The organism is Streptomyces sannanensis (genome assembly GCF_039536205.1).
In the GTDB taxonomy this organism is placed as follows: Bacteria; Actinomycetota; Actinomycetes; order Streptomycetales; family Streptomycetaceae; genus Streptomyces; species Streptomyces sannanensis.
The window spans coordinates 2938446-2960962 of sequence record NZ_BAAAYL010000001.1 but is presented as its reverse complement, the minus strand read 5'-3'; the positions used below and the strand labels follow the sequence as shown (position 1 = coordinate 2960962).

At 70.1% G+C, this 22517-nt stretch carries 22 protein-coding genes and 1 tRNA gene; 11 read left to right on the top strand and 12 right to left on the bottom strand.

The features are described from left to right. Positions 1-63: 63 nt before the first annotated feature. Positions 64-1572, top strand: coding sequence for an MFS transporter (locus tag ABD858_RS13835; RefSeq protein ID WP_345037142.1), 1509 nt, complete (start codon positions 64-66; stop codon positions 1570-1572). On the opposite strand, the gene ABD858_RS13830 is transcribed toward ABD858_RS13835, so the two are convergent. The 3 genes from ABD858_RS13830 to ABD858_RS13820 form a co-directional block, all read right to left on the bottom strand. Continuing rightward, positions 1573-2307: a DUF6227 family protein gene (locus ABD858_RS13830; protein WP_345037140.1), complete on the bottom strand. Its 735-nt coding sequence runs from the start codon at positions 2305-2307 to the stop codon at positions 1573-1575. Between the two features lie 108 nt (positions 2308-2415). After that, complete coding sequence (locus tag ABD858_RS13825) at positions 2416-3630, bottom strand: L,D-transpeptidase (RefSeq protein WP_345044513.1); 1215 nt, start codon at positions 3628-3630, stop codon at positions 2416-2418. A 124-nt stretch (positions 3631-3754) separates the two neighbouring features. Next, entirely contained in the window at positions 3755-4786 is a 1032-nt protein-coding gene (locus ABD858_RS13820) for a P1 family peptidase (RefSeq protein ID WP_345037137.1), read from the bottom strand. 80 nt (positions 4787-4866) lie between these two features. On the opposite strand from ABD858_RS13820, the gene ABD858_RS13815 reads away from it, so the two are divergent. Continuing rightward, on the top strand, positions 4867-5082 hold the full coding sequence (locus ABD858_RS13815; RefSeq protein ID WP_345037135.1) for a hypothetical protein: 216 nt from the start codon (positions 4867-4869) through the stop codon (positions 5080-5082). A 51-nt stretch (positions 5083-5133) separates the two neighbouring features. On the opposite strand, the gene ABD858_RS13810 is transcribed toward ABD858_RS13815, so the two are convergent. The 5 genes from ABD858_RS13810 to ABD858_RS13790 form a co-directional block, all read right to left on the bottom strand. Continuing rightward, positions 5134-5604: a hypothetical protein gene (locus ABD858_RS13810; protein ID WP_345037133.1), complete on the bottom strand. Its 471-nt coding sequence runs from the start codon at positions 5602-5604 to the stop codon at positions 5134-5136. A 429-nt stretch (positions 5605-6033) separates the two neighbouring features. Beyond that, complete coding sequence (locus ABD858_RS13805; protein ID WP_345037131.1) at positions 6034-6867, bottom strand: S-methyl-5'-thioadenosine phosphorylase; 834 nt, start codon at positions 6865-6867, stop codon at positions 6034-6036. Between the two features lie 134 nt (positions 6868-7001). Beyond that, positions 7002-7265 (bottom strand): FmdB family zinc ribbon protein, encoded by a 264-nt coding sequence (locus ABD858_RS13800; protein ID WP_345037129.1) that lies wholly within the window; start codon positions 7263-7265, stop codon positions 7002-7004. Between the two features lie 66 nt (positions 7266-7331). After that, on the bottom strand, positions 7332-8600 hold the full coding sequence (locus tag ABD858_RS13795) for an MFS transporter (protein ID WP_345037126.1): 1269 nt from the start codon (positions 8598-8600) through the stop codon (positions 7332-7334). A gap of 249 nt (positions 8601-8849) precedes the next feature. After that, positions 8850-10358, bottom strand: a complete 1509-nt coding sequence (locus tag ABD858_RS13790; RefSeq protein ID WP_345044511.1) for a potassium/proton antiporter — start codon at positions 10356-10358, stop codon at positions 8850-8852. 219 nt (positions 10359-10577) lie between these two features. Here ABD858_RS13790 and ABD858_RS13785 point away from each other — a divergent pair, with 219 nt between their 5' ends. Then, entirely contained in the window at positions 10578-13334 is a 2757-nt protein-coding gene (locus tag ABD858_RS13785; RefSeq protein ID WP_345037124.1) for a penicillin acylase family protein, read from the top strand. A gap of 26 nt (positions 13335-13360) precedes the next feature. On the opposite strand, the gene ABD858_RS13780 is transcribed toward ABD858_RS13785, so the two are convergent. Then, positions 13361-13951: a 5-formyltetrahydrofolate cyclo-ligase gene (locus tag ABD858_RS13780; RefSeq protein WP_345044508.1), complete on the bottom strand. Its 591-nt coding sequence runs from the start codon at positions 13949-13951 to the stop codon at positions 13361-13363. Between the two features lie 95 nt (positions 13952-14046). On the opposite strand from ABD858_RS13780, the gene galU reads away from it, so the two are divergent. From galU to ABD858_RS13745, 7 genes are all read left to right on the top strand, one after another. Then, on the top strand, positions 14047-14949 hold the full coding sequence (gene galU / locus ABD858_RS13775; RefSeq protein WP_345037122.1) for a UTP--glucose-1-phosphate uridylyltransferase GalU: 903 nt from the start codon (positions 14047-14049) through the stop codon (positions 14947-14949). A gap of 4 nt (positions 14950-14953) precedes the next feature. After that, positions 14954-16282, top strand: a complete 1329-nt coding sequence (gene glp / locus ABD858_RS13770) for a molybdotransferase-like divisome protein Glp (protein WP_345037119.1) — start codon at positions 14954-14956, stop codon at positions 16280-16282. 57 nt (positions 16283-16339) lie between these two features. After that, positions 16340-16849, top strand: a complete 510-nt coding sequence (gene moaC / locus ABD858_RS13765) for a cyclic pyranopterin monophosphate synthase MoaC (RefSeq protein WP_345037117.1) — start codon at positions 16340-16342, stop codon at positions 16847-16849. Further along, positions 16846-17487 (top strand): MogA/MoaB family molybdenum cofactor biosynthesis protein, encoded by a 642-nt coding sequence (locus tag ABD858_RS13760; protein ID WP_345037114.1) that lies wholly within the window; start codon positions 16846-16848, stop codon positions 17485-17487. The genes moaC and ABD858_RS13760 overlap by 4 nt, the downstream gene beginning before the upstream one ends. Continuing rightward, the gene (locus tag ABD858_RS13755) at positions 17484-18107 is read left to right on the top strand and encodes a GNAT family N-acetyltransferase (RefSeq protein WP_345044505.1); all 624 of its coding nucleotides are present in this window, start codon (positions 17484-17486) and stop codon (positions 18105-18107) included. The genes ABD858_RS13760 and ABD858_RS13755 overlap by 4 nt, the downstream gene beginning before the upstream one ends. Positions 18108-18226: 119 nt before the next feature. Next, positions 18227-19243, top strand: a complete 1017-nt coding sequence (gene sepX / locus ABD858_RS13750) for a divisome protein SepX/GlpR (protein ID WP_345037112.1) — start codon at positions 18227-18229, stop codon at positions 19241-19243. A gap of 74 nt (positions 19244-19317) precedes the next feature. After that, positions 19318-19391 (top strand) — tRNA-Ala (locus ABD858_RS13745). A gap of 727 nt (positions 19392-20118) precedes the next feature. Here ABD858_RS13745 and ABD858_RS13740 read toward each other — a convergent pair. From ABD858_RS13740 to ABD858_RS13730, 3 genes are all read right to left on the bottom strand, one after another. Next, complete coding sequence (locus ABD858_RS13740) at positions 20119-20391, bottom strand: hypothetical protein (RefSeq protein WP_345037110.1); 273 nt, start codon at positions 20389-20391, stop codon at positions 20119-20121. Then, complete coding sequence (locus tag ABD858_RS13735; RefSeq protein ID WP_345037107.1) at positions 20388-20867, bottom strand: hypothetical protein; 480 nt, start codon at positions 20865-20867, stop codon at positions 20388-20390. Before ABD858_RS13735 ends, ABD858_RS13740 begins: the two co-directional genes overlap by 4 nt. A gap of 283 nt (positions 20868-21150) precedes the next feature. Next, on the bottom strand, positions 21151-21633 hold the full coding sequence (locus ABD858_RS13730) for a GNAT family N-acetyltransferase (protein ID WP_345037105.1): 483 nt from the start codon (positions 21631-21633) through the stop codon (positions 21151-21153). Positions 21634-21683: 50 nt separating this feature from the next. Here ABD858_RS13730 and ABD858_RS13725 point away from each other — a divergent pair, with 50 nt between their 5' ends. Beyond that, positions 21684-22481 carry an exodeoxyribonuclease III gene (locus ABD858_RS13725; RefSeq protein ID WP_345037102.1) on the top strand — a complete coding sequence of 266 codons (798 nt, stop codon included), beginning with the start codon at positions 21684-21686 and terminating at the stop codon, positions 22479-22481. The last annotated feature ends 36 nt before the right edge of the window (positions 22482-22517 follow it).

Here is a 22517-nt window from a genome sequence, read left to right as displayed (position 1 = left end):
GTTTTCCAGGATGTCGGCCGACTGGGACGTAATCTGTCCTATATCCCGTCTAGTTTTCGGGGCATGACTTCAGCAGTGCCCCAGACCGACCGGCGTCGGTGGTTCGCCCTCGCGATCGTGATGACCGCGGCCTTCATGGACCTCGTCGACGTGACCATCGTCAACGTCGCCATACCGAGCATCAAGCAGGACACCGGAGCCTCGTTCAGCGCGATCCAGTGGATCACCGCCGGCTATGCGCTGGCCTTCGCGGCCGGCCTGATCACGGGCGGCAGGCTCGGCGACATCCACGGCCGCAAGAAGATCTTCCTCCTCGGCATCGGCGGCTTCACGCTCGCCTCCGCGCTCTGCGGCCTCGCCGCGAACCCCGAGATGCTGATCGCCTCCCGCATCCTCCAGGGCGCCACGGCCTCGCTGATGGTGCCGCAGGTTCTCGCGATCGTGCACGCCACCTTCCCGGCGCACGAACGCGGCAAGGTCTTCGGCATGTTCGGCGCGATCGTCGGGCTCGGCGCGGTGTCGGGGCCGATGCTGGGAGCGCTGCTCACCGAGTGGAACCTCTTCGGTCTGGAATGGCGTCCGATCTTCCTGATCAACCTGCCGGTCGGTGTCGCCGCTCTGCTGCTGGGCAGCCGGTTCATCACCGAGTCCAGGGCTCCGAAGGCGCTGCGCCTGGACCTGGTGGGTGTGGTGCTGGTGGCGCTGGGGCTGCTGATGCTGCTGTATCCGCTGACGCGCGACCACATGGAGCACGACTGGCAGCTGTGGGAGTTCGCGACGATGGCCGCCGGCCTGCTGGTCTTCGCGGTCCTGGCGGCGTACGAGAAGTACAAGACCCGCAAGGACGGTTCGCCGCTGATCGAGCTGTCGCTGTTCCGGGTGAAGAGCTTTGCGGCGGGCATCGCGGTGCAGCTCACCTTTGGCGTCGTGTGCGGGATCTTCTTCCTGGTCTGGACGCTCTACATGCAGATCGGCCTGGGCTGGAGCGCGCTGCACGCGGGTGCGACGGGCATCCCCTTCTCGCTGGCGGTGTCGGCGGCGGCCGGCATGTCCGTGCAGAAACTGGTGCCACGCTTCGGCCGGAAGGTGCTCCAGGCGGGCGCGCTGACGATGGCCACGGGTGTGCTGGTCTACATCTGGGAGGCCGGGCACTACGGCTCGTCCATCGTCTCCTGGCAGATGGCCCTGCCGCTGGTCGTGATGGGCGCGGGCATGGGACTGATCGTGGCGCCGCTGACGGACGCGGTGCTGTCGGAGGTGCCGAAGGAGCACGCCGGTTCGGCCTCCGGGCTGATCAACACCACCCAGCAGATGGGCAACGCACTGGGGCTTGGACTGGTCTCGGTGGTCTTCTTCGGTGTGATCGACCAGGACAGGCTGCGGCCCGCCGAGGTGGGAACGGCGTTCACGGAGGCGTTCCAGCACTCGCTGTGGTGGGTGGCGGGGGTGCTGGTCGCGATCTTCTTCGTGATGACCGCGCTGCCGAAGAAGCCCCGGCAGCACCTCGAGGGCGGGGCGGACAAGGAGCCGGCCGACGCCGCGGTCAAGGAGCCGGCGCCGCTCGGGGCCTGATCAGGGCCGGTATTCGGCGTACCGCGCGCGGAGCTTCATCGCTTCGCGCGCGGTACGTTCCGTCGTATAGACCTCGCACATGTGACGGCCGTCGGGGGTCGCGGTGTGCTCGATCTCCCAGAGGCTGCTCTCGCTGCCGTCGCTCAGCAGGAACGCGTGCTCGTACAGCGTGACATGCGTGAACCCGGAGCCGAACGCACGGGTGATCCGGTGCGCGAGGGCGTGCCGAAGCAGCTGCGCGGTGCTCTCGCCGGGCCGGTCGGGGTTCTCCGCGCGTCGCAGCAGCCGCCGGGCGTGGTCGGCGGAGTTGTCCCGTACGTACGTGCGCTCCACGACGACCGGCTGGGCGGCGAACAGCGCGTCGAGCAACTCCAGGTCGGTCTCCGGGTCGCCCTCGTCGCAGAATCCGAGGCGGGACGCGGCGAGGCGGGCGTCCGCCTCGCCGGCGTACAGCTCGTGCTGAGTACCGCCGCCGCGGGCGGTGTTGTGCACCAGTTCCCACAGCGTGGCCGTGCCGCCGTCGGCGAGCAGATAGCTGTGCCGGTACGTCTCACGGCTCAGCCGGCGCGGACCGGCCGAGCTGTGGCGCGACGAGTACAGCGAGACGCTGTGCGCGATCGCCGTGCTCAGTCGGTCGACGAACTCGTCGGCGAGCTCGAACGAGTTCAGCGCACGGCCGAGCAGGGCGGTGAGCTGCTGTTCCGCCGTCCTGCTCGTGCGTTCGTGGGGCTCCAAGGCATCTCCCGACAGTCGCTCGTCGTCACCCAGGGGGTGCTCAACGTAGCGGCTGTCGGCCGTTTCCGCAGTCGGGATGAGAGAACTTTTCCTGGACTTTCCGAGGGCTCATGCCGCGCTGCCCGCCTGCCACTCGGACCAGTCCATGTTCCAGCCGTTGAGGCCGTTGTCAGGGGCGATGGTCTTGTCGGGGGAGCCCTTGACGATCACCAGGTCGCCGGTCAGGGAGTTGTCGTAGAACCACTTGGCGGGTGTGTCGCCCTTGCCACCGCGTACATCGCGCAGGCCGACACAGCCATGGCTGGTGCCGACGCTGCCGAACACCGAGGGACTGCCCCAGTAGTTGCCGTGCAAGAACGTGCCGGAGGTGGACAGACGCATCGCGTGCGGCACGTCGGGGATGTCGTACTCGCCGCCGAAGCCGACCGTCGAACCGTCCATGTGGGTCTGTGTGAACTTCTCCGAGATCACCATCTGGCCGTTGTAGGTGGGGTTCTCGGCGCTGCCGGTGGACACCGGGATCGTCTTGACGGTGCTGCCGTCCCGGACGACGGTCATCGTCTGGGTCTTCACATCGACGGTGGAGACCTGGGAGCGGCCGATGGTGAAGGTGACGGTCTTGGACTGCACGCCGAACACGCCGTTGGCGCCCTCGACCCCGTCCAGGTCGATCTTCATCGTGACCTGGGAACCGGACTTCCAGTACTCCTGCGGCCGGAAGTCCAGCCGCTGATCGCCGAACCAGTGGCCGACGACCTGCTGGCCGCTGCTGGAGGAGACGGTGATGTGGGACTGGACGGCCTTCTTGTCGCTGATCGCCTTGTCGAACTTGAAGGACACCGGCATGCCGACGCCGACCGTGGTGCCGTGGTCCGGCGTGTATGTGCCGATGAAGCTGTTCGCGGGCGAGACCGTGGTGAAGGAGACGTTCTCCGTCGCCGGCCGGCCCTTGCCGTCCGCGGCGTCCGCGGCGATCCGGTACTGGGTGCCGCGCTCCAGCCGCTCGTCCGGCTTCCAGGAGAGCCCGTCGGCGGCCAAGGTGCCGGGCACGGCTGCGCCGGTGGCCGCGACGGTCATGACGACCTTGGTGAGCTTGCCACCGGTGACCTTGACGGTGGTGTCGTTGATGCTCGCGTCGGTGGAGCCGTCCTTCGCGGAGACGGCGATCTTCGCGCCGGAGGCATTGGTGTCGGCCGCGGCGCCGCCGCCCTTCCCGTCGTTCTTCTCCGTGCCTCCGCCGCAAGCGGTGAGGGCGAGCGCGCCCACGAGCAGACCGGCCGCCGCGGCCACCGCGCGCCGCGGAATGCGCGTGCCGCGCGAGATGCGGTGCTGGGGCGTTGCTGCATTGTCCGGCGATGCCACGGGCTGCTCCCTATGTGAGTTGTACTCCTACGCGCATAGAGCACCCATGTGGGCGATGCGGTTGCGGTCTTGAATGTGAACGCCGTCACAGTCCATACAGATCCCGGTACGACGGGAAATGCCCGCCGGGCCCCTCGATGGTCTCCCCCGCCAGCATCGCCCTGACGATTGCTCGCGCCACGGCGTCCGCGCCCGCCGACAGGACCTCGTTCAGCGCCTTGTCGAAACTCTCCTCCGGCACAGCTGCCGTGCCCGTGGCCAGGGCGAACACCGTGTCGCCGTCATGCATCAGATGGACCGGCCGGATCGCGCGGGCCAGCCCGTCATGGGCGGTACCCGCGAGCTTCTGGGCCTGCGCACGGCTCAGCGGGGCGTCGGTGGCGACGACGGCGAGCGTGGTGTTGAGCGGCGGGTGCGGCGACTTGCGGCGCGCCTCGGCCAGCCGCCGCCGGGCCGCCTCGTGGACCTCCGCCGCCGGGAAGTCGACGCGGCCCTCCAGATACCGCCCGTACAGCACCCCCGTGTGCGGATCGACCGGCGAGCCCAGCGAGTTGACCACCACCAGGGCGCCGACCGTGACCCCCGAGCCCAGGAGGACACTCGCCGTGCCGGTTCCGCCCTTCATCCCGCCCGCGACCGCGCCCGTGCCGGCGCCCACATTGCCCTGGGTGACCGGCATGCCCTGCTCGCTCGCGGCCGCCGCCGCCACGGCCGCCCGGCCCAGGGCCGCGTCCGGCCGGGCCCGCCAGTCGCCGCCACGGCCCAGATCGAAGACGCAGGCCGCCGGCACCACGGGCACCACATGCTCGGGGCCGGGCCCGACCCTGACGCCCCGTCGCTGCTCCTCCAGCCAGGCCATCACCCCGGAGGCCGCGTCGAGTCCGTACGCACTGCCGCCCGTGAGGGTGACGGCATCGATGCGCTGCACCAGGTTGCGGGGGTCCAGGGCATCGGTCTCCCGGGTGCCGGGCCCGCCGCCGCGCACATCCACCGCGGCGATGACTCCGCCCTCGGGAGCGAGGACGACCGTGGTGCCGCTCAGTGCTCCGTCCCGGACCAGTGCCGCATGGCCGACCCGCAGCCCGGCCACGTCCGTCAGTGCGTCATTTCTGACCATGGGCCATGCGTATCACGGGAGCGGGCGTCACGGGCCCGTCCGACGGAACCCGCTGTCGAGGCTCCCCGTACCCTGGATTCATGAGTACCGCCCCTGCCCCCGGACCGCGTGGATCGAAGCCGCAGCCGAAGCCGGCGTCGCAGTCGGCCCCCAAGCCGGCGCTGGTTTTCGACGATCCGCTGGACCAGCAGTCCGCGGACGACACGGACCGCGGGTGGGGTGAGCGGCCTCCTGGCGGCGACAGCGCCGCCGATCTGGCGCGCTTCCTCGACGAGAAGCCGCCGCACCACCTCTGACTCCGGACGCGGGCCGCGGCTCCTGCTCCGAGCCGCGCCGGTCGGTGCGAATCAGCACAGCGTCACCGCCAGTCGTTCCGTCGCACCCGCTCCGACCAGCTTCGCGGCGGTGGCGCGGGGGACGGACAGCACGACCAGCGCGCCGCCGTCCGCGGCCGGCTCGCGCGGTGCGTGAACCTCGGCCACGCGGGCACCCGCCGCCACGACGCGGGTCGACGCGTCGGCGGCCGCGATCACATCGACGTGGTCTCCCGGGTGCAGCAGCCGCACCGTCTCGGCGTCCGCGATCCGTACCGGCGCGGAGACGGTTCCCGTGGCCCGCTGCCGCTCACCGCACCCTTCCGCCGGTGTGCCCCGCGACACCGCGGCCGGCGTCGCCGGCTCCGCCTGCACCCCGGCGACGGCGAGCGCCGTGGACACCATGGCAAGCCCCGCCGCGGCAGCGCGCCGCCACCGGAGCACGGCCCGCCGCAGCCGCTGCTTCCCCCCACCACGCACCCGCACGGGAGCGAACACCGGCACCGCGCACGGCTCCGGAACGGCCGCAGGCGGTACCCCGAACGGGCCGACAGCCCCGGCCGCCCCGGAGCGGGGCGCGGAGCCGGGCAGCCGAGCAGGCGCCGGCCGAGGCTCGCTCCGGGGCCCGGGCAGGAAACCGGACGATTTCAGGGGCCCGGCCGACGATGCGTACCGAGACTCGGACGCGTACCGAGACTCGGACGCGTACCGAGACTCGGACGCGGATGGGGACTCGGACGCGTATGGGGACTCGGGTACGTACGGAGACACGCGTGCGGACGGGTGCAGGAACGCGGACATGGTCATCACCGCCGTCATGGGGTGCTTCGGCTGTCGCCTGGTCGCTCCCCACCATCCCCGCCCGGCCGGAAATCCGCCTGCGCCTGTGGACTACTCCCCGGTTGTGGACAAGTCCCTCACACCCGCGCGCCCCTACGGCAGCGCGATCCCCGTGTCGAGCCCGTCCAGCGCGTGCGCGCACAGGCAGTCCCGCGCATCCGTCGCCGGCAGCCCCGCCACCGCGTCGAACAGCACGGTCCTCAGCCGTTCCACATTGGCGGAGAACACCTTCAGTACTTCCTCGTGGGAGACGCCCTCGCCCGTCTCGGCCCCCGCGTCCAGGTCCGTCACCAGCGTCATCGAGGTGTAGCAGAGCCCCAGCTCACGCGCGAGCACGGCCTCCGGGTGCCCGGTCATGCCGACTACCGACCAGCCCATCGCGGCGTGCCACCGGGACTCCGCCCGGGTGGAGAAGCGCGGGCCCTCGACCACGACCAGCGTTCCCCCGTCGACCGGCTCCCAGCCCCGCCCGCGCGCCGCTGCCAGCGCCGCCGCGCGGCCCTTCGGGCAGTAGGGATCGGCGACCGAGACATGCACGACGTTCGGCACCTCGCCGTCGAGCCGGGGCTCTCCGTCGTAGAACGTCTGCGTACGCGCCTTCGTACGGTCCACGAACTGGTCCGGTACGAGCAGCGTCCCCGGCCCGTACTCGGGTCGCAGCCCGCCCACGGCGCAGGGCCCGAGCACCTGCCTGACGCCCAGCGAGCGCAGCGCCCAGAGGTTGGCGCGGTAGTTGATGCGATGCGGGGGGATGCCGTGGTCGCGGCCGTGCCGGGGGAGAAAGGCGACCTGTCGGCCCGCGATCTCGCCTATGAAGAGGGAGTCGCTAGGGCTGCCGTAAGGCGTGTCCACCCGCGTCTCGGACACGTTCTCCAGGAAGGAGTAGAAGCCCGATCCGCCGATTACGCCGATCTCTGCATTCGCCATGGCGGCCACCTTAGGCCCTGTAGACCCTGTCCGGCCGATCGTGCCGGGCTCGCGGCCGGATCGGTCGGTAAGGCCCCAGCGGGTACGCCGAGGACCCCGCCGTCCGTGACGGCGGGGTCCTCGGGAGGAACGGGTCAGGCGGCCGAGCCGCTGCTGGTGCTGCTGGAGCTCGACGCGGCCGGCTTGGCGGAGGACGACGCCGGAGTGCTGCTCGACGAGGCGCCGCGGCTGTCGTTCCGGTAGAAGCCGGAGCCCTTGAAGACGATGCCGACCGCCGAGAACACCTTCTTCAGGCGTCCGTGGCAGCTGGGGCACTCCGTGAGAGCGTCGTCGCTGAACTTCTGGACGGCCTCGAGGCCTTCGCCGCACTCGGTGCACTGGTACTGATAGGTCGGCACTTGATCCTCCTGGCACTCTCACTCGATGAGTGCTAACGATTGTCCATAGTGACGTATTCCGATGGATCAGTCCACCGGCACAGGCACACGGTGACCGACACCACGTGCCACGGTGAGGCCGGCGGACGGCGGCGTCAGCCGCGACCGCAGCGCCACCAGGGTGGCCAGGGCCAGCGCTGTTCCGGCCAGCGGGACCAGGAATCCGGCGCTCGACCCGTGGGCGTCCGCCAGCCGTCCGGCCACCGTGACGGCGGCCGCCTGGCCCAGCGCCACGGCGCCGGTCAGCCAGGTGAACGCCTCGGTACGGGCCGAGGCCGGCACCAGCGTCTCGACCAGGGTGTAGCCGGTGATCAGCGTGGGCGCGATGCACAGACCCACGACCAGCCCGAGCGCGCCGAGCAGGGTCACGGAGTGCGCCGCCCACAGTCCGGAGGACGCCAGCGTCAGCGCCGCGAATCCGGCGATCAGCCGCTGCCGTGGCCCGGACTTCCAGGCGATGGCACCCACCGCGATGCCGGCCAGCATGTTGCCGGCCGCGAAGAGCCCGTACAGCAGCCCGTTCATGCCGGGCTGACCGATCTCCTGGGTGAACGCCGTCAGCGAGACCTGCATTCCGCCGAAGACGGCGCCGATGCCGAGGAAGGCCACGCTCAGCACGCGTACGCCCGGAACGGACAGCGCGGAGGTGTGCGGCCCGTCGGCCGCCGCGGCGTACCGGCTCGGCTTCGGCTGGGTGCGCCGCTGCGAGGCGAAGAGCATGCCGCCCGCCAGCGTCAGCACGGCCTCGGCCGCCAGTCCGGCCGCCGGGTGCACGCCGGTGCACAGCGCGGTGGCCAGCACCGGACCGACGACGAAGGTGAACTCGTCCGTCACGGACTCGAAGGCCGCCGCGGTCGGCATCAGCGGCGAGCCCTCCAGCTTCGCCGCCCAGCGTGCCCGCACCATGGGGCCGACCTGCGGCACCGAGGCGCCGGTCGGGACGGCGGCCAGGGACAGCGCCCACAGCGGCGCGCCCGCGAGGGCGAGCGCGGCCAGCGCGGAGACGGCAGTGGCGTGCACCAGTACGCCCGGAATCAGCACGGCACGCTGGCCGAAACGGTCGGCGAGCTTGCCGCTCTGCGGTGCGAACAGGGCCATGGAGACACCGGTGACGGCGGCCACGGCGCCCGCGCTGCCGTAGGAACCGGTCGTGTGCTGGACCAGCAGGACGATGGAGATGGTCAGCATCGCGAACGGCTGACGGGCGGCGAACCCGGGAAGCACGAACGACCACGCGCCAGGTGTGCGCAACAGTTGCCGGTACCCCGGGCGACTGGTGGTGACCGTGGATGCCACGGCCCTTGCCTTTCTGCCGCCTGGTAGCGCTTCCCCTCTGTGGACGGGAGCCGCCGAGAGCTGTCCTTACGCGCGGAACTGCGGTAGATACCGGGCTTTCCATTCCGTGTGTGGAGGATGCCGCGGCCGCCATACGGTCGCGCCAGCTCTGCATCAGGCAGAGTTGGTTCGATCAAATGTGCCTTTATGGTACAGGGGCCCGCGACCGTGCCTGGGAAATCAAACCCACCGCGGGTGCCTCACCTGGCATCAGCCGATCTCGCGTCCGGTTCCCAGCCAGCCGGCCAGCTTTCCGCCCTGTCCGACGGCCCGCAGTCGCTTCTCGGCGGCGTCCCGCACCGGATCGGTCGCCACCACCAGCAGCTCGTCACCTCGCCGCAGCACGGTCGACGGAAGCGGTACGAAGCTCTTCCCCTCCCGTACGACCAGGGTGACCGCCGCACCGGCGGGCAGCCGCAGCTCGTGCACCTCCACGCCGTGCATCCTCGACTTCTCGGGGATCGCCACCGACAGCAGATGTCCGCGCAGCCGCTCCAGCGGTGCCGACTCGATGCCCAGATCGGCGGCCTCCGCGCCCTCGCCGAGCCGCAGCTTCCTGGCCAGCCAGGGCAGTGTCGGCCCCTGGACCAGTGTGTAGACGACGACCAGCACGAAGACGATGTTGAAGATCCGGTCGCTGCCCTCGACCTCCATGACCATCGGGATGGTGGCCAGGATGATGGGCACGGCTCCGCGCAGTCCGGCCCAGGACATCAGGGCCTGCTCGCGCCACGGGATCCGGAACGGCAGCAGGCTGATCACGACCTCCAGGGGCCGCGCCACCATGGTCAGCACGAGCCCCACGATCACCGCGGGCCAGAAGTCGTCGATCAGCTCGTGCGGGGTGACCAGCAGACCGAGCAGGACGAACATGCCGATCTGGGCTATCCAGCCGAGACCGTCGGCGAATCCGCGGGTGGCCGGCCAGTGCGGCAGCTTGGCGTTCCCGAGCACCATCGCGGCGAGGTACACCGCGAGGAAACCGCTGCCGTGCGCCATGGCGCCGACGGCGTACGCCATCACCGCGATCGCCATGACCGCGATCGGGTAGAGGCCGGAGGCGGGCAGTGCCACCCGCCGCAGCGCGGACGCGCCGAGCCAGCCCACCGTGAGGCCGATGGCCGCGCCGATCGTCAGCTCCAGCGCTATCTTGCCGACCAGGACGTACCACGAGTCGATGGGGCCCGCGGTGGAGAAGGCGACGACCAGGATCACCACGGGGGCGTCGTTGAATCCGGACTCCGCCTCCAGCACACCGGTCACCCGGGCCGGCAGGGGCACCCTGCGTAGTACGGAGAAGACCGCCGCGGCGTCCGTCGAGGAGACGACCGCGCCGATGATGAGCGCCTGCTGCCAGTCCAGCCCGACCAGATAGTGCGCGGCCGTCGCCGTGACTCCCACGCTCACCGCCACCCCGACCAGTGACAGTGAGATCGCCGCGGGAAGCGCGGGTCTGATCTGTTTCCACTTCGTGCCCAGGCCGCCTTCGGCCAGGATCACCACAAGTGCGGCATAGCCGAACACCTGGGTCAGAACGGCGTTGTCGAAGTGGACATTTCCGATCCCGTCCTCGCCTGCGGCGATCCCGATTCCCAGGTAGAGGAGCAGGCTGGGAAGCCCGCTGCGGGACGAGATGCGCACTGCCGCGACGGCGATGAGCAGGACGAGCGAGCAGATGAGGAGAAGCTCGTTGAGCTGATGGACAGTCAGCGGCCGGATCCTTTCGTCCTGATCGCCTGCCGGATCGTTCCTCCGGAGGCGAGGGGGCTGTGGATACTTCGTTATCTTACCTAATCTTTAACGTTTTCTTGACGCCCTCCATGATCTGATCGCTCGCTCGTATGACCGCCGTTGTGGATACCGCGTCCGGAGCAATGCGGCGCTGCGCCTAAGGTTGTTCGCAGTACCCCAGGACCACCTGCCCCTCGAAGGACAGCGATGCCCGCCAACACAACCGCCTCTTCCGGCCCTTCCGGCAAGAAGAAGGGGCGACGCGCCCGCCTGCTCGTGATCCTCCTGGTGCTGGCGCTCGTCGCGGGTGTCGGCTACGGCGCGTACTGGGGCACCAGTACGGTGCGTGCCTCCTTCCCGCAGACCACCGGGTCGATCACGCTGGAAGGCCTCTCCGGCCCGGTCGACGTCAGGCGCGACGCCCACGGCATCCCCCAGGTCTACGCCGACAGCGACGAGGACCTGTTCATGGCCCAGGGCTATGTCCATGCCCAGGACCGCTTCTGGGAGATGGACGTACGGCGCCATCTGACCTCCGGACGGCTGTCCGAGATGTTCGGCGAGGGCCAGGTGAAGACCGACGCCTTCCTCCGCACTCTCGGGTGGCGCAGGGTCGCGCAGAAGGAGTACGACGAGAAGCTGTCGCCCCAGACCAAGAAGTACCTCCAGGCGTACGCCAAGGGCGTCAACGCCTATCTGCAGGGCCGCGACGGCAAGGACATCTCCGTCGAGTACGCCGCCCTCGGCCTCACCACCGACTACACGCCCGAGAAGTGGACGCCCGTCGACTCGGTGGCCTGGCTCAAGGCGATGGCCTGGGACCTGCGCGGCAACATGCAGGACGAGATCGACCGCTCCCTGATGACGAGCAGGCTCAGCAAGAAGCAGATCGAGGAGCTGTACCCGCCCTACCCGTACGAGCGGAACAAGACCGTCGTCCAGCAGGGCGCTGTGGACGAGGGGGAGGGCAAGTACGACCCGGAGAGGGAACCCTCGAAGGAAGGCGGCCAGTCCGCCGGCTCCGACGACACGGGCACCGGCGGAGCCGAGCAGGGGCTCCAGTCGCAGCTCTCCGGCCTGTCCGACACCCTCGACGGGATTCCCGCGCTGCTCGGCCCGAACGGCAGCGGCATCGGCTCCAACTCCTGGGTGGTCTCCGGCAAGTACACGACCACCGGCGAGCCGCTGCTCGCCAACGACCCTCACCTGGCGCCGCAGTTGCCCTCCCTCTGGTACCAGATGGGCCTGCACTGCCGTTCCGCCTCGGACCGCTGCCAGTACGACGTGGCCGGTTACACCTTCTCCGGTATGCCCGGCGTCGTCATCGGCCACAACAAGAACATCGCCTGGGGCTTCACCAACCTCGGCGCCGATGTGACCGACCTCTACCTGGAGAAGGTCACCGACACCGGCTACCTCCGCGGCACCGAGGAGAAGCCGTTCACCAGCCGCGAAGAGGTCATCAAGGTCGCGGGCGGCGAGAGCAAGAAGATCACCGTCCGTGAGACCAACAACGGCCCGCTGATCTCCGACCGCAACGACGAGCTGGAGAAGGTCGGCGAGAAGGCCCCGGTCCCGGTCGGCGATGACACCCCCGACCGCGGTGCCGGCTACGCCATCGCCCTGAAGTGGACCGCCCTGGAGCCCGGCAAGTCCATGGACGCGGTGTTCGAGCTCGACCGGGCGAAGGACTTCAAGGGCTTCCGCGCGGCCGCCGAGCACTTCGAGGTCCCCTCCCAGAACCTCATCTACGCCGACACCGAAGGCCACATCGGGTATCAGGCCCCGGGCAACATCCCGCTGCGCGCCGAGGGCCAGGACGGCACCCTGCCGGTGCCCGGCTGGGACGAGAAGTACGACTGGAAGGGCCGAATCGACTTCGACGAGCTGCCCTACGAGTACGACCCGGATCGCGGCTACATCGTCACCGCCAACCAAGCCGTCGTCGACGAGGAGAAGTACCCCCACCTGCTCACCAAGGACTGGGGCTACGGCGCCCGCAGCCAGCGGATAAACGCCCTCATCGAGTCGAAGATCAAGGACGGTGGGAAGATCTCCACCGAGGACATGCAGAAGATGCAGACGGACAACAGCAGCGAGATCGCCAAGCTGCTGACGCCCTACCTGCTGAAGATCGATGTCTCGGACGACCAGTACGTCCGCGAGGCGCAGAAGCTGCTGGAGGGCTGGAACTACACCCAGGAGCCGGACTCCGCTGCCGCCGCCTACTTCAACGCTGTCTGGCGCAATGTCCTGAAGCTCGCCTTCGGCAACAAGCTGCCCAAGGAGCTGCGCGCCGAGGACCAGTGCCTCTACGTCCGCCCGGCCGACGACTCGGGACCGGTGGACGATCTCAACGGGGTGGTGCGCGAGTGCGGCGAGCGCTCCGCCGACTCGGCCCAGCCGGACGGCGGTGACCGCTGGTTCGAGGTGGTGCGCAAGCTGCTGGAGGACGAGAACAGCGAGTGGTGGCACACCCCGAAGACCCGTACGGACAAGGCCACCACCACCCGTGACGAGCTGCTCAAGCGGGCCATGAAGGACGCCCGCTGGGAGCTGACGGCCAAGCTCGGCAAGGACGTCTCCAGCTGGAGCTGGGGCCGGCTGCACCAGCTCACGCTGAAGAACCAGACCCTCGGCACGAAGGGCCCGGGCGCCCTGCAGTGGCTGCTCAACCGCGGGCCGTGGAACCTGGGCGGCGGCGAGGCCACCGTCAACGCCACCGGCTGGAACGCGGCCGGCGGCTACGACGTCACCTGGGTGCCGTCGATGCGGATGGTCGTCAACGTCGGCGACTGGGACAAGTCCCGCTGGATCAACCTTTCCGGCGCCTCCGGCCACGCCTACAGCGCGCACTACACCGATCAGACGGACAAGTGGGCCAAGGGTGAGCTGCTCGACTGGGCCTTCTCCGACCAGGCGGTCGCCGCCGGCGCCAAGGACACCCTGACGCTCAAGCCGTAAGGACGACCGGGCCCCGGCGGGCCGGGTCAGGCGGTGAAGCGCCTGACCCCCGTCGGGGTGACCACCGCGTGCACGGGGTGGTCGTGCGGCTCCTCCGGGACCCGCGCGACCACCTCGTTGTCGTAGAGCAGCACGACCAGCGCGGGGGAGACCCGGGCCTCCTCGATCCGGGCCAGCACCCGGTCGTAGGAGCCGCCGCCCCGCCCCAGCCGCAGCCCGCGCTCGTCCACGGCGAGCCCCGGCAGCAGCACGGCGTCGGCCTCCAGCACGGCGCGTACGCCGAGCCGGGCGCCGTCCGGCTCCAGCAGTCCCCGCCCGGCACGGGCGAGGTGCCCGGCGCCCTCGTACACGCCCCAGTCGAGATCGTTGTCGGCTATGAGTACCGGCAGCAGGACACGTACACCCCGCGCGCGCAGCGCGTCGAGCAGCGCGCGTGTACCCGGCTCGCGCCCCACGGAGACATACGCGGCCACGGTGCCCGCCCGCGCCAGCTCCGGCAGTTCGAGCGCGCGGACGGCGAGGGCGCCGGCGGCCTCCTCCGCCTCTGCGTCCGTCAACAGCCGCCTGGCGTCGAGGAATTCCCTCCGCAGTACGGCCTTGCCCGCCTTCTCGTCCATCACGGCTGCCCCGCAAATTTCTCGTACGAAGTGAAATGAGAACCAATTGTCCGGAGCATAATCTTCCGCCCCGAGCAGCCGATATCGTGCTGAGCATGACTCAGGCACATCCCAGGATCAGCAAGGCTGTCGTCCCGGCCGCAGGGCTGGGCACCCGTTTCCTTCCGGCGACGAAGGCCACGCCGAAGGAAATGCTGCCTGTCGTCGACAAACCCGCGATCCAGTACGTCGTCGAGGAAGCCGTGGCCGCCGGACTGTCCGACGTTCTGATGATCACCGGTCGCAACAAGCGTCCGCTGGAGGACCACTTCGACCGGAACTACGAGCTGGAGGAGGCGCTGTCCCGCAAGGGCGACGCCGAACGGCTCGCCAAGGTCCAGCAGTCCAGCGACATGGCGACCATGCACTACGTCCGCCAGGGCGACCCGCGGGGCCTCGGCCATGCCGTGCTGTGCGCGGCCCCGCACGTCGGGGACCAGCCCTTCGCGGTGCTCCTCGGTGACGACCTGATCGACCCGCGTGATCCGCTGCTCACCCGCATGGTGGAGATCCAGGAGCGCGAGGGCGGCAGCGTGATCGCGCTGATGGAGGTCGATCCGTCGCAGATCCACCTCTACGGCTGCGCGGCGGTGGAGCCGCTGGCCGACGGTGACGTCGTACGGATCACCGACCTCGTCGAGAAGCCGGAGCGGGCGGAGGCGCCGAGTAATCTGGCCATCATCGGACGCTACGTCCTGGACCCCGCGGTGTTCGGGATACTGCGGCGGACCGAGCCCGGCCGGGGCGGGGAGATCCAGCTGACGGACGCGCTGCAGGAACTGGCGACGGACGAGAAGGTCGGCGGTCCGGTGCACGGCGTGATCTTCAAGGGACGTCGCTACGACACCGGCGACCGCGGCGACTATCTGCGTGCCATTGTCAGACTCGCGTGCGAACGTGAAGACCTGGGCCCGGACTTCCGGACCTGGCTCCGCCGTTACGTCACCGAGGAGATGTAGCAAGTTGAGCAGCACGGCAGAACCGGCCTCCGGCCAGCACCACCTGTGGTCGGTGGACGAGCACCTCGAGGACATCCTCGCGGCGATCCGCCCGCTGGAGCCCATCGAGCTCCAGCTCCCGGACGCGCAGGGCTGCGTCCTCGTCGAGGACGTCACGGTGCCGGTCGCCCTGCCGCCCTTCGACAACAGCTCCATGGACGGCTACGCGGTCCGTACGACCGATACCGAGGGCGCCACGGAGGAGTTCCCGGCCGTCCTCACCGTCATCGGTGATGTCGCGGCGGGCAGCGGCGAGCTGCCCACCGTCGGCCCCGGCCAGGCCGCCCGCATCATGACCGGCGCCCCGCTGCCGCCCGGCGCCGACGCCGTCGTCCCCGTGGAATGGACGGACGGCGGCACCGGCGGCGGTGCCGCCACCACCATGCGTCCGGCCGGCGCCGCCCCCGAGGGCGCCACCGGCGAGGTCCGGGTGCACCGCCCGGTCGAGGCCCGCGCCCATGTCCGTTCGCGCGGCAGCGACGTCCAGGCCGGCGACCTCGCCCTCGAGGCCGGTACGGTCCTGGGCCCGCCGCAGATCGGGCTGCTCGCCGCCATCGGACGGGGCACGGTCCGGGTGCGCCCCCGCCCCCGCGTGGTCGTCCTGTCCACCGGCAGCGAACTCGTCCAGCCCGGCGAGCCGCTGGGCAAGGGCCAGATCTACGACTCCAACAGCTTCGCGCTGGCCGCCGCCGCCCGTGACGCCGGCGCCATCGCCTACCGCGTCGGTGCCGTCACCGACGACGCCGCCGAACTGCGCGCCACCATCGAGGACCAGCTGATCCGCGCCGACCTGCTGGTCACCACGGGCGGCGTCAGCGTCGGCGCGTACGACGTCGTCAAGGAGGCGCTCTCCTTTGTCGGCGACGCGGACGAGCCGGGCAGCGGCATCGAGTTCCGCAAGCTCGCCATGCAGCCGGGCAAACCGCAGGGCTTCGGCTCCATCGGCCCCGACCACACCCCGCTGCTCGCCCTCCCGGGCAATCCGGTCTCGTCGTACGTCTCCTTCGAGTTGTTCGTACGCCCCGCGATCCGCGCCCTGATGGGCCTGTCCGATCTGCACCGGCCGACCGCCCGCGCGGCCCTGCAGGCCGACAAGCCCCTGCCGTCCCCGGCCGGCAGGCGCCAGTACCTGCGCGGTACGTACGACGCGGAGGCGGGCACCGTCACCCCCGTCGGCGGCGCCGGATCGCACCTCGTCGCCGCCCTCGCGCACGCCGACGCGCTGATCGTCGTCCCGGAGGACGTCACTTCCGCCGAACCCGCTACGGACGTGGACGTGGTCCTGCTCGGCTGACCGCCTCCCGGTGGGGGTACCGTGTGCCCACACAGCATGGAGCGGGAGCCCACGGCAATGACTGCGTTTTCCCGGGGGGACACCCCCGGACCTCTGCAAGACCAGCTGACCCACATCGACGAGGCGGGCGCGGCCCGTATGGTCGACGTCTCCGAGAAGGACGTGACCACGCGCACCGCGCGCGCCAGTGGACGTGTGCTGGTCTCCCCCCGCGTCATCGAGCTGCTGCGTGGCGAGGGCGTCCCCAAGGGCGACGCCCTCGCCACGGCCCGTATCGCGGGCATCATGGGCGCGAAGCGCACGCCCGACCTGATTCCCCTCTGTCACCCGCTGGCCGTCTCCGGCGTCAAGGTGGACCTGACCGTCGCCGACGACGCCGTCGAGATCCTGGCCACGGTGAAGACCACGGACCGCACAGGCGTCGAGATGGAGGCCCTGACCGCCGTCTCGGTCGCCGCGCTGACGGTGATCGACATGGTCAAGGCGGTCGACAAGGGCGCGGTCATCACGGACGTACGTGTCGAGGAGAAGACCGGCGGCAAGTCCGGGGACTGGAGCAGGTCATGACCGCGCCGGCGCGGGTCCGCGCCGGCCATGTCGGGCGCCCCCTCGGGCCGGCCGAAGCGGGGACGGGGGCACCCGGAGCCCTCGAGGCCGTCGCCGGCGTACAGCCGGGGCACGCACACCCCCAGGACCGCGGCGAGGGGCCGGCCTACCGTGCGCTCGTCGTCACCGCGTCGAACCGTGCCGCGGCCGGGGTCTACGAGGACAAGGGCGGCCCCCTGATCGCCGGCACCCTGGCCTCGCTCGGCTTCGAGGTCGACGGACCGCGGGTCGTCCCCGACGGCGACCCCGTCGAGCAGGCCCTGCGCGAGGGCGTCGCGGCCGCGTACGACGTCATCCTCACCACCGGCGGCACCGGCATCTCGCCCACCGACCGCACCCCCGAGGTCACCCGGAACGTCCTCGACTACGAGATTCCGGGCATCCCCGAGTCGATCAGGGCGTACGGCCTGGCCAAGGTCCCCACGGCGGCGCTCTCCCGCGGTCTCGCCGGCGTCGCCGGCCGGACGCTGATCGTCAACCTGCCCGGCTCCACGGGCGGAGTGCGCGACGGACTGGCCGTCCTGGAGCGGGTCCTGCTCCATGCCGTCGACCAGATCCGAGGCGGCGACCATCCCAGATCCACTGGGAGCCCGAGCTGAACGTGTCCTGGCCGGTCGAACTGGCGGACGGCGATGTTTCCCTCCGCCCCATAAAACTGCGCGACCAGCGGGCCTGGCGTGAGGTCAACCGGCGCAATCGCGAATGGCTCCGCCCCTGGGAGGCCACCGTCCCGCCGCCCGCCCCCGGCGGGCCGGTCGCCCAGCGCCCCACGTACCGGCAGATGGTGCGCCATCTGCGGGCCGAGGCCAACGCGGGCCGGATGCTGCCGTTCGTCATCGAGTACCAGGGCCGCCTTGTCGGGCAGCTGACGGTCGCCGGGATCACCTGGGGCTCGATGTGTTCGGGCCACATCGGCTACTGGGTCGACCGGGACGTGGCGGGCCGCGGTGTCATGCCGACCGCGGTGGCCCTCGTCGTGGACCACTGCTTCCGTACGGTCGGACTGCACCGCATCGAGGTATGCATTCGCCCGGAGAACGCGCCCAGCCGGCGCGTCGTGGAGAAGCTCGGATTCCGCGAGGAAGGGCTGCGCCCGCGCTATCTCCACATCGACGGAGCCTGGCGCGACCATCTGGTCTTCGCGCTCACCGCGGAGGAGGTGCCGGAGGGGCTGATCAGCCGCTGGCACCAGGCGAGACCCGGGACCGCTCGAAAATAAAACAAATTTTCGAATTACCCTTTCATAATCGCAAAAAAAGTCAGTGATATCAGCCAGATCGTGCGACACACCGGCTCAATTGGCGGATTCCCGCGTGCCCATCCCTCTACGGTGTGAGAGTGAGCAGCAGCGGCCTCATCTACGCAGTCATCGTCGGAGCATGGGCCGCCTACTTGGTGCCGATGTGGCTCCGCAGGCAGGACGAGCTCAATGAAGCCCGTCCGACGGAACGCTTCAGCACGGCCATCCGGCTACTGTCCGGACGGGCGGGCATGGAGCGCCGGTACGCCAAGGAACTGCGGGACCGCGCCGCCGGGGAGGACATGCCCGACGTGGACCCGGACGCGCTGACGGAACCACTGATGGATTCCGTCGACGTCCGGGCCTTCGCCCTGCCTCCGACCCGCGCCGAGCGCCCCGCGCCCCAGCCGGCCCGTCCGTCGAAGGCGGCGTCCGCCGAGCGTGCCCGGCGTGCCCGGCGCTCGCAGGTACTCGCGCGCCGCCGGCGCACCACCGTGATCCTCTTCCTGGCCTTCACGGCGGGTGCCGTCGTCGCGGCCGTGGGAGGCCTCGGCTTCCTCTGGGCCCCCGGAGTCCCCGCCGTCCTGCTGAGCGCCTACATCGCCTACCTGCGCGCCCAGGAGCGCCGCCGCTTCGTCTATGTCATGGACCAGCGCCGCGCCGAGGTCGCCGCTCAGCGCCTCCGTGAACGCCAGCGCCGCCGGCCCGCCCCGCCCGTGGCGCCGGACCCGGCCCCGGAGACCGCTGCGGAACCGGAGCAGCCCCGCCCCGAACCGGCCTCCGTCGTCACCCCTCAGGAAGCGGGCCGCCGCGCCCTTGTCGAACAGACCGACCACGCCGAATGGGTCGACCAGCAGCGCGAACGTGGCCCCGGCCGCGGTGACAGCTGGGACCCCGTTCCCGTCCCCCTCCCCACCTACGTCACCGCCCCGGTCGCCCCCCGCGCCCCCGGCACGGTCGACATCGGTGCGCCGGACACCTGGAGCTCCGCCCGCTCCAGCACGGCCGACCCCCACACCACCCACCCCTCCGCGCGCCGCGACCGGGCCGGCCGGCGCACCCCCCTTTTCGACCAGTACGCCGTCGAGGACCGCCCTCGTGCGGCCAACGAATGACGCAGCTCCGCTGACCAGCGAGGAACGGATTTCCAAGCACCCCGATCGGGATGCTAAGGTTTCACTCGTTGCAAGGGCCTGTGGCGCAGTCCGGTAGCGCACCTCGTTCGCATCGAGGGGGTCAGGGGTTCAAATCCCCTCAGGTCCACAACACGACTGTTCTTGAGTCAGCTCAAGGTCGGTTGACGAGATCCCGGCGATCATGCTGATCGCGCGGGATCTTCGTCGTTTCCTGGGTCTGTCCGATGGTATGCGGGGTGATGGACGGCGGCGGTCTACGGCTTTGGCGGTGTCGCTGTCCGGCCACGTCCTGTTGAGCGCATGACGGTCGGCCCCGGGGGGCCGGGGCCGGCTGTGGCCGTGTGTTGTTCTTCTGGTTCAGATTTCTGTGGTGTGTGGCGGTGGCCGTCCGGTCTGTGCCGTCGGTTCCGCCTTTGGCTGCATCTGCGGGTAGGCCGTCGGCTTGCCCGCGCTTTCCCCGGGGCGGCAGCGGTGCGCGGTGACGGCGGAAGAGTGTCTTCGCCGCACACTGTCCGCGCGTTTCCGACGCGATCACACTGAAGCTCTGGAGTACGTCATGGCCCTGGCCGCCCAGGACATCGAGGACTTGTCCTCCATGGGCCCCACCGCCCGTCACATCCCCGCCCATGTACTGCGCCAATCACCTCACTGGCCACGCCCTTCCTGGTGACTGCTTCCTTCGTCGTATCGGTGTACCGGCCACGTTGAACGACCAAGGGGCGGAACAGGGAGGTCGATTCTCGCCGTCCTGTTCCGCCTGTCCCGGCTCAGCGTCGGTCTGTGGCTCGCGGGTGCCCCGTACCTGCGAAGGTGATCCAGCAAGTCTCCCGGACGGTGTCGAGGAGGTACCAGATTCAGCCGCCGCTGGTCACCTCGATCTGCCACTGCTCGCAGGTCCGCCCGCGGTGGGTGCCATGTGCCAGACCGCCCTTGAGGCGGTGGTGCCGGGGTGTCTCGGTAGCCGGTCTGGGGGCGGTGCGCATGGTGATCCAGGCGCGGTAGGTGTTTTCGTGGGCCTGCTGGGCGAGGCTCTCCCAGCCCTTGGCCGCGGCCGCGTCGGCGAACCGGACTTCCCAGTGGCCCTCGGGTGCCGGAGGTGCGGCGCGGTCACCGCGGCCCGCGGTCATGCTACGTCCCGAGGGTCTGGTACCGGGCCGTAGTCTTCGCCGTGATCCCTGGTCAGTGCGGCCAGCAGTTCGGGGTCGGAGTGGACCTCGGCGGTGTGCTGCCAGGCGATGAGCAACTGGGCGACGGACGCGCTGTTGCCGAGGGAGTCGGCGGCGCGCATGGTGTCGACCAGTTCGACAGCGAAGGCGTGGAGATCGGCCTCAGGCAGGAAACGGACCCACGGGAATGCGTCCGGCAGTATGTCGAGGAGCAGTTCCATGTTGCCAGGCTCCCGGCGCGCCATCGCGGCCAGCATTCGAGTGGCTGCCGACACCACGGTCTGGTCCTGCTCGGCCCGCGCCGCGGTGGTGAGGACCAGATCCTCGCCGTCTCTGCGGTGCAGGAGCAGTCTCGGTGATTCCTGGAGCCGGGCAAGCGTCTGCTTGTTCTTGTTCACCAGCTCGGAGAAGTTCACGGCTGCACTCTCGGCACTCATGACTTTGAAATTACTTCGAAACTCGCCCTGGTGTCATCACCCAGAAGGGGGGCGTGGAGTGGTGGACCGGTTACACAGCTCGCGAACGGTCGGTCACGGGCAGCCGGTCCTGGGTTCCCTCGCCGGCGGGGAACGATCTTCGACGACGCGGGGAGCGATCTTCAGAGCCTCTGGTCGTCACAGGTCATCTGCACTCGTGAACACCCCACAACAGAAGGTTCCCGAACCGGAATGGGAACCAGGACGGGATCTCGCCGTTTCCGGGACAACCCGGGGGCGCGGTTCAGAGCGGCTTGGCGTAGCAGCGGCTGTTGTCGTAGTCGCGGTAGTAGCCGAACTTCGGGCAGGGCTCGTAGCCGCTGGAGGTGTACAGGGCGATCGCCTCGGGCTGCTTGGTGCCCGTTTCCAGGACCATCCGTGCGCGGCCGGCCGCGCGGGCGTCGTCCTCCAGGGCGGCGAGGATGCGCCGCGCGAGTCCGTTTCCACGGGCCGTGGGGATCACGTACATGCGCTTGAGCTCGGCATCGCCGTCGGAGTAGCCCTCCGGGTTGCCCTCCTGGGAGCGCCAGCCGCCCGTGGCGACGGGCCGGTCCTCCTCGCCGTAGGCGACGAGGAACAGGCCGTGCGGGGGGTCGAACATGGCCGGTGCGAGCGGAGTGAGGTCGCCCTCGCCGTCCTCCGCGTAGCGCTCGGCGTACTCCAGCTGCACTTCGTCGTTGAGCTTCACGGCGTCGGGGTGGTCGAACGGGACGCGGCGGATGTTCATCGTTCGAGCGTACATGTATGCGTACGCATGAATGCCGGTATTGTGCCGGGATGCTCACTGTGACGACTGCGAATGTCAACGGCCTGCGCGCCGCCGCCAAGAAGGGCTATGTGGAGTGGCTGGCCGGGACCGCGGCCGATGTGGTCTGCCTGCAGGAGGTGCGTGCCGAGCCGCAGCAGCTGCCGGAGGAGGTGCGGCAGCCGGAGGGCTGGCATGCCGTGCACGCCCCGGCCGCCGCCAAGGGCCGCGCCGGGGTCTCGTTGCTGACCCGGCGTGAGCCGGACCGGGTGCAGGTCGGCTTCGGCAGCGAGGAGTTCGACGGCAGCGGGCGGTACGTCGAGGCCGACCTGCCCGGTGTCACGGTCGCCAGTCTCTATCTGCCCTCGGGCGAGGTGGGGACGGAGCGCCAGGAGGAGAAGATGCGGTTCCTGGGGGAGTTCCTGCCGTATCTGGTGGAGCTGAAGCAGCGCGCCGCGGCCGACGGCCGTGAGGTGCTGGTCTGCGGCGACTGGAACATCGCGCACCAGGAGGCCGACCTCAAGAACTGGAAGGCGAACAGGAAGAGCTCCGGCTTCCTGCCGGAGGAGCGCGAGTGGCTCGGCCGTGTCTTCGACGAGGCGGGTTACGTCGATGTCGTACGGTCCATGCACCCGGACCGGGAGGGGCCGTACTCGTGGTGGTCGTACCGCGGACGGGCGTTCGACAACGACAGCGGCTGGCGCATCGACTACCACGTCGCGACCCCCGGCCTCGCGGCGCGCTGCGTCAAGGCCTGGGTCGAGCGCGCCGGCTCCCACCCGGAGCGGTGGAGCGACCACGCGCCGGTCACGGCGGTCTACGAGCGGTAAGGGGGCGAGTCCCGGAGAAATTCCTACCGAACACCG

Excerpts from the sequence above, each read along its gene's own strand:
- ABD858_RS13835 (WP_345037142.1), top strand. The coding sequence starts at position 64 with ATGACTTCAGCAGTGCCCCAGACCGACCGGCGTCGGTGGTTCGCCCTC.
- ABD858_RS13820 (WP_345037137.1), bottom strand. The coding sequence starts at position 4,786 with ATGGTCAGAAATGACGCACTGACGGACGTGGCCGGGCTGCGGGTCGGC.
- ABD858_RS13815 (WP_345037135.1), top strand. The coding sequence starts at position 4,867 with ATGAGTACCGCCCCTGCCCCCGGACCGCGTGGATCGAAGCCGCAGCCG.
- ABD858_RS13805 (WP_345037131.1), bottom strand. The coding sequence starts at position 6,867 with ATGGCGAATGCAGAGATCGGCGTAATCGGCGGATCGGGCTTCTACTCC.
- ABD858_RS13785 (WP_345037124.1), top strand. The coding sequence starts at position 10,578 with ATGCCCGCCAACACAACCGCCTCTTCCGGCCCTTCCGGCAAGAAGAAG.
- ABD858_RS13780 (WP_345044508.1), bottom strand. The coding sequence starts at position 13,951 with ATGGACGAGAAGGCGGGCAAGGCCGTACTGCGGAGGGAATTCCTCGAC.
- galU (WP_345037122.1), top strand. The coding sequence starts at position 14,047 with ATGACTCAGGCACATCCCAGGATCAGCAAGGCTGTCGTCCCGGCCGCA.
- moaC (WP_345037117.1), top strand. The coding sequence starts at position 16,340 with ATGACTGCGTTTTCCCGGGGGGACACCCCCGGACCTCTGCAAGACCAG.
- ABD858_RS13760 (WP_345037114.1), top strand. The coding sequence starts at position 16,846 with ATGACCGCGCCGGCGCGGGTCCGCGCCGGCCATGTCGGGCGCCCCCTC.
- ABD858_RS13740 (WP_345037110.1), bottom strand. The coding sequence starts at position 20,391 with ATGACCGCGGGCCGCGGTGACCGCGCCGCACCTCCGGCACCCGAGGGC.
- ABD858_RS13735 (WP_345037107.1), bottom strand. The coding sequence starts at position 20,867 with ATGAGTGCCGAGAGTGCAGCCGTGAACTTCTCCGAGCTGGTGAACAAG.
- ABD858_RS13730 (WP_345037105.1), bottom strand. The coding sequence starts at position 21,633 with ATGAACATCCGCCGCGTCCCGTTCGACCACCCCGACGCCGTGAAGCTC.
- ABD858_RS13725 (WP_345037102.1), top strand. The coding sequence starts at position 21,684 with ATGCTCACTGTGACGACTGCGAATGTCAACGGCCTGCGCGCCGCCGCC.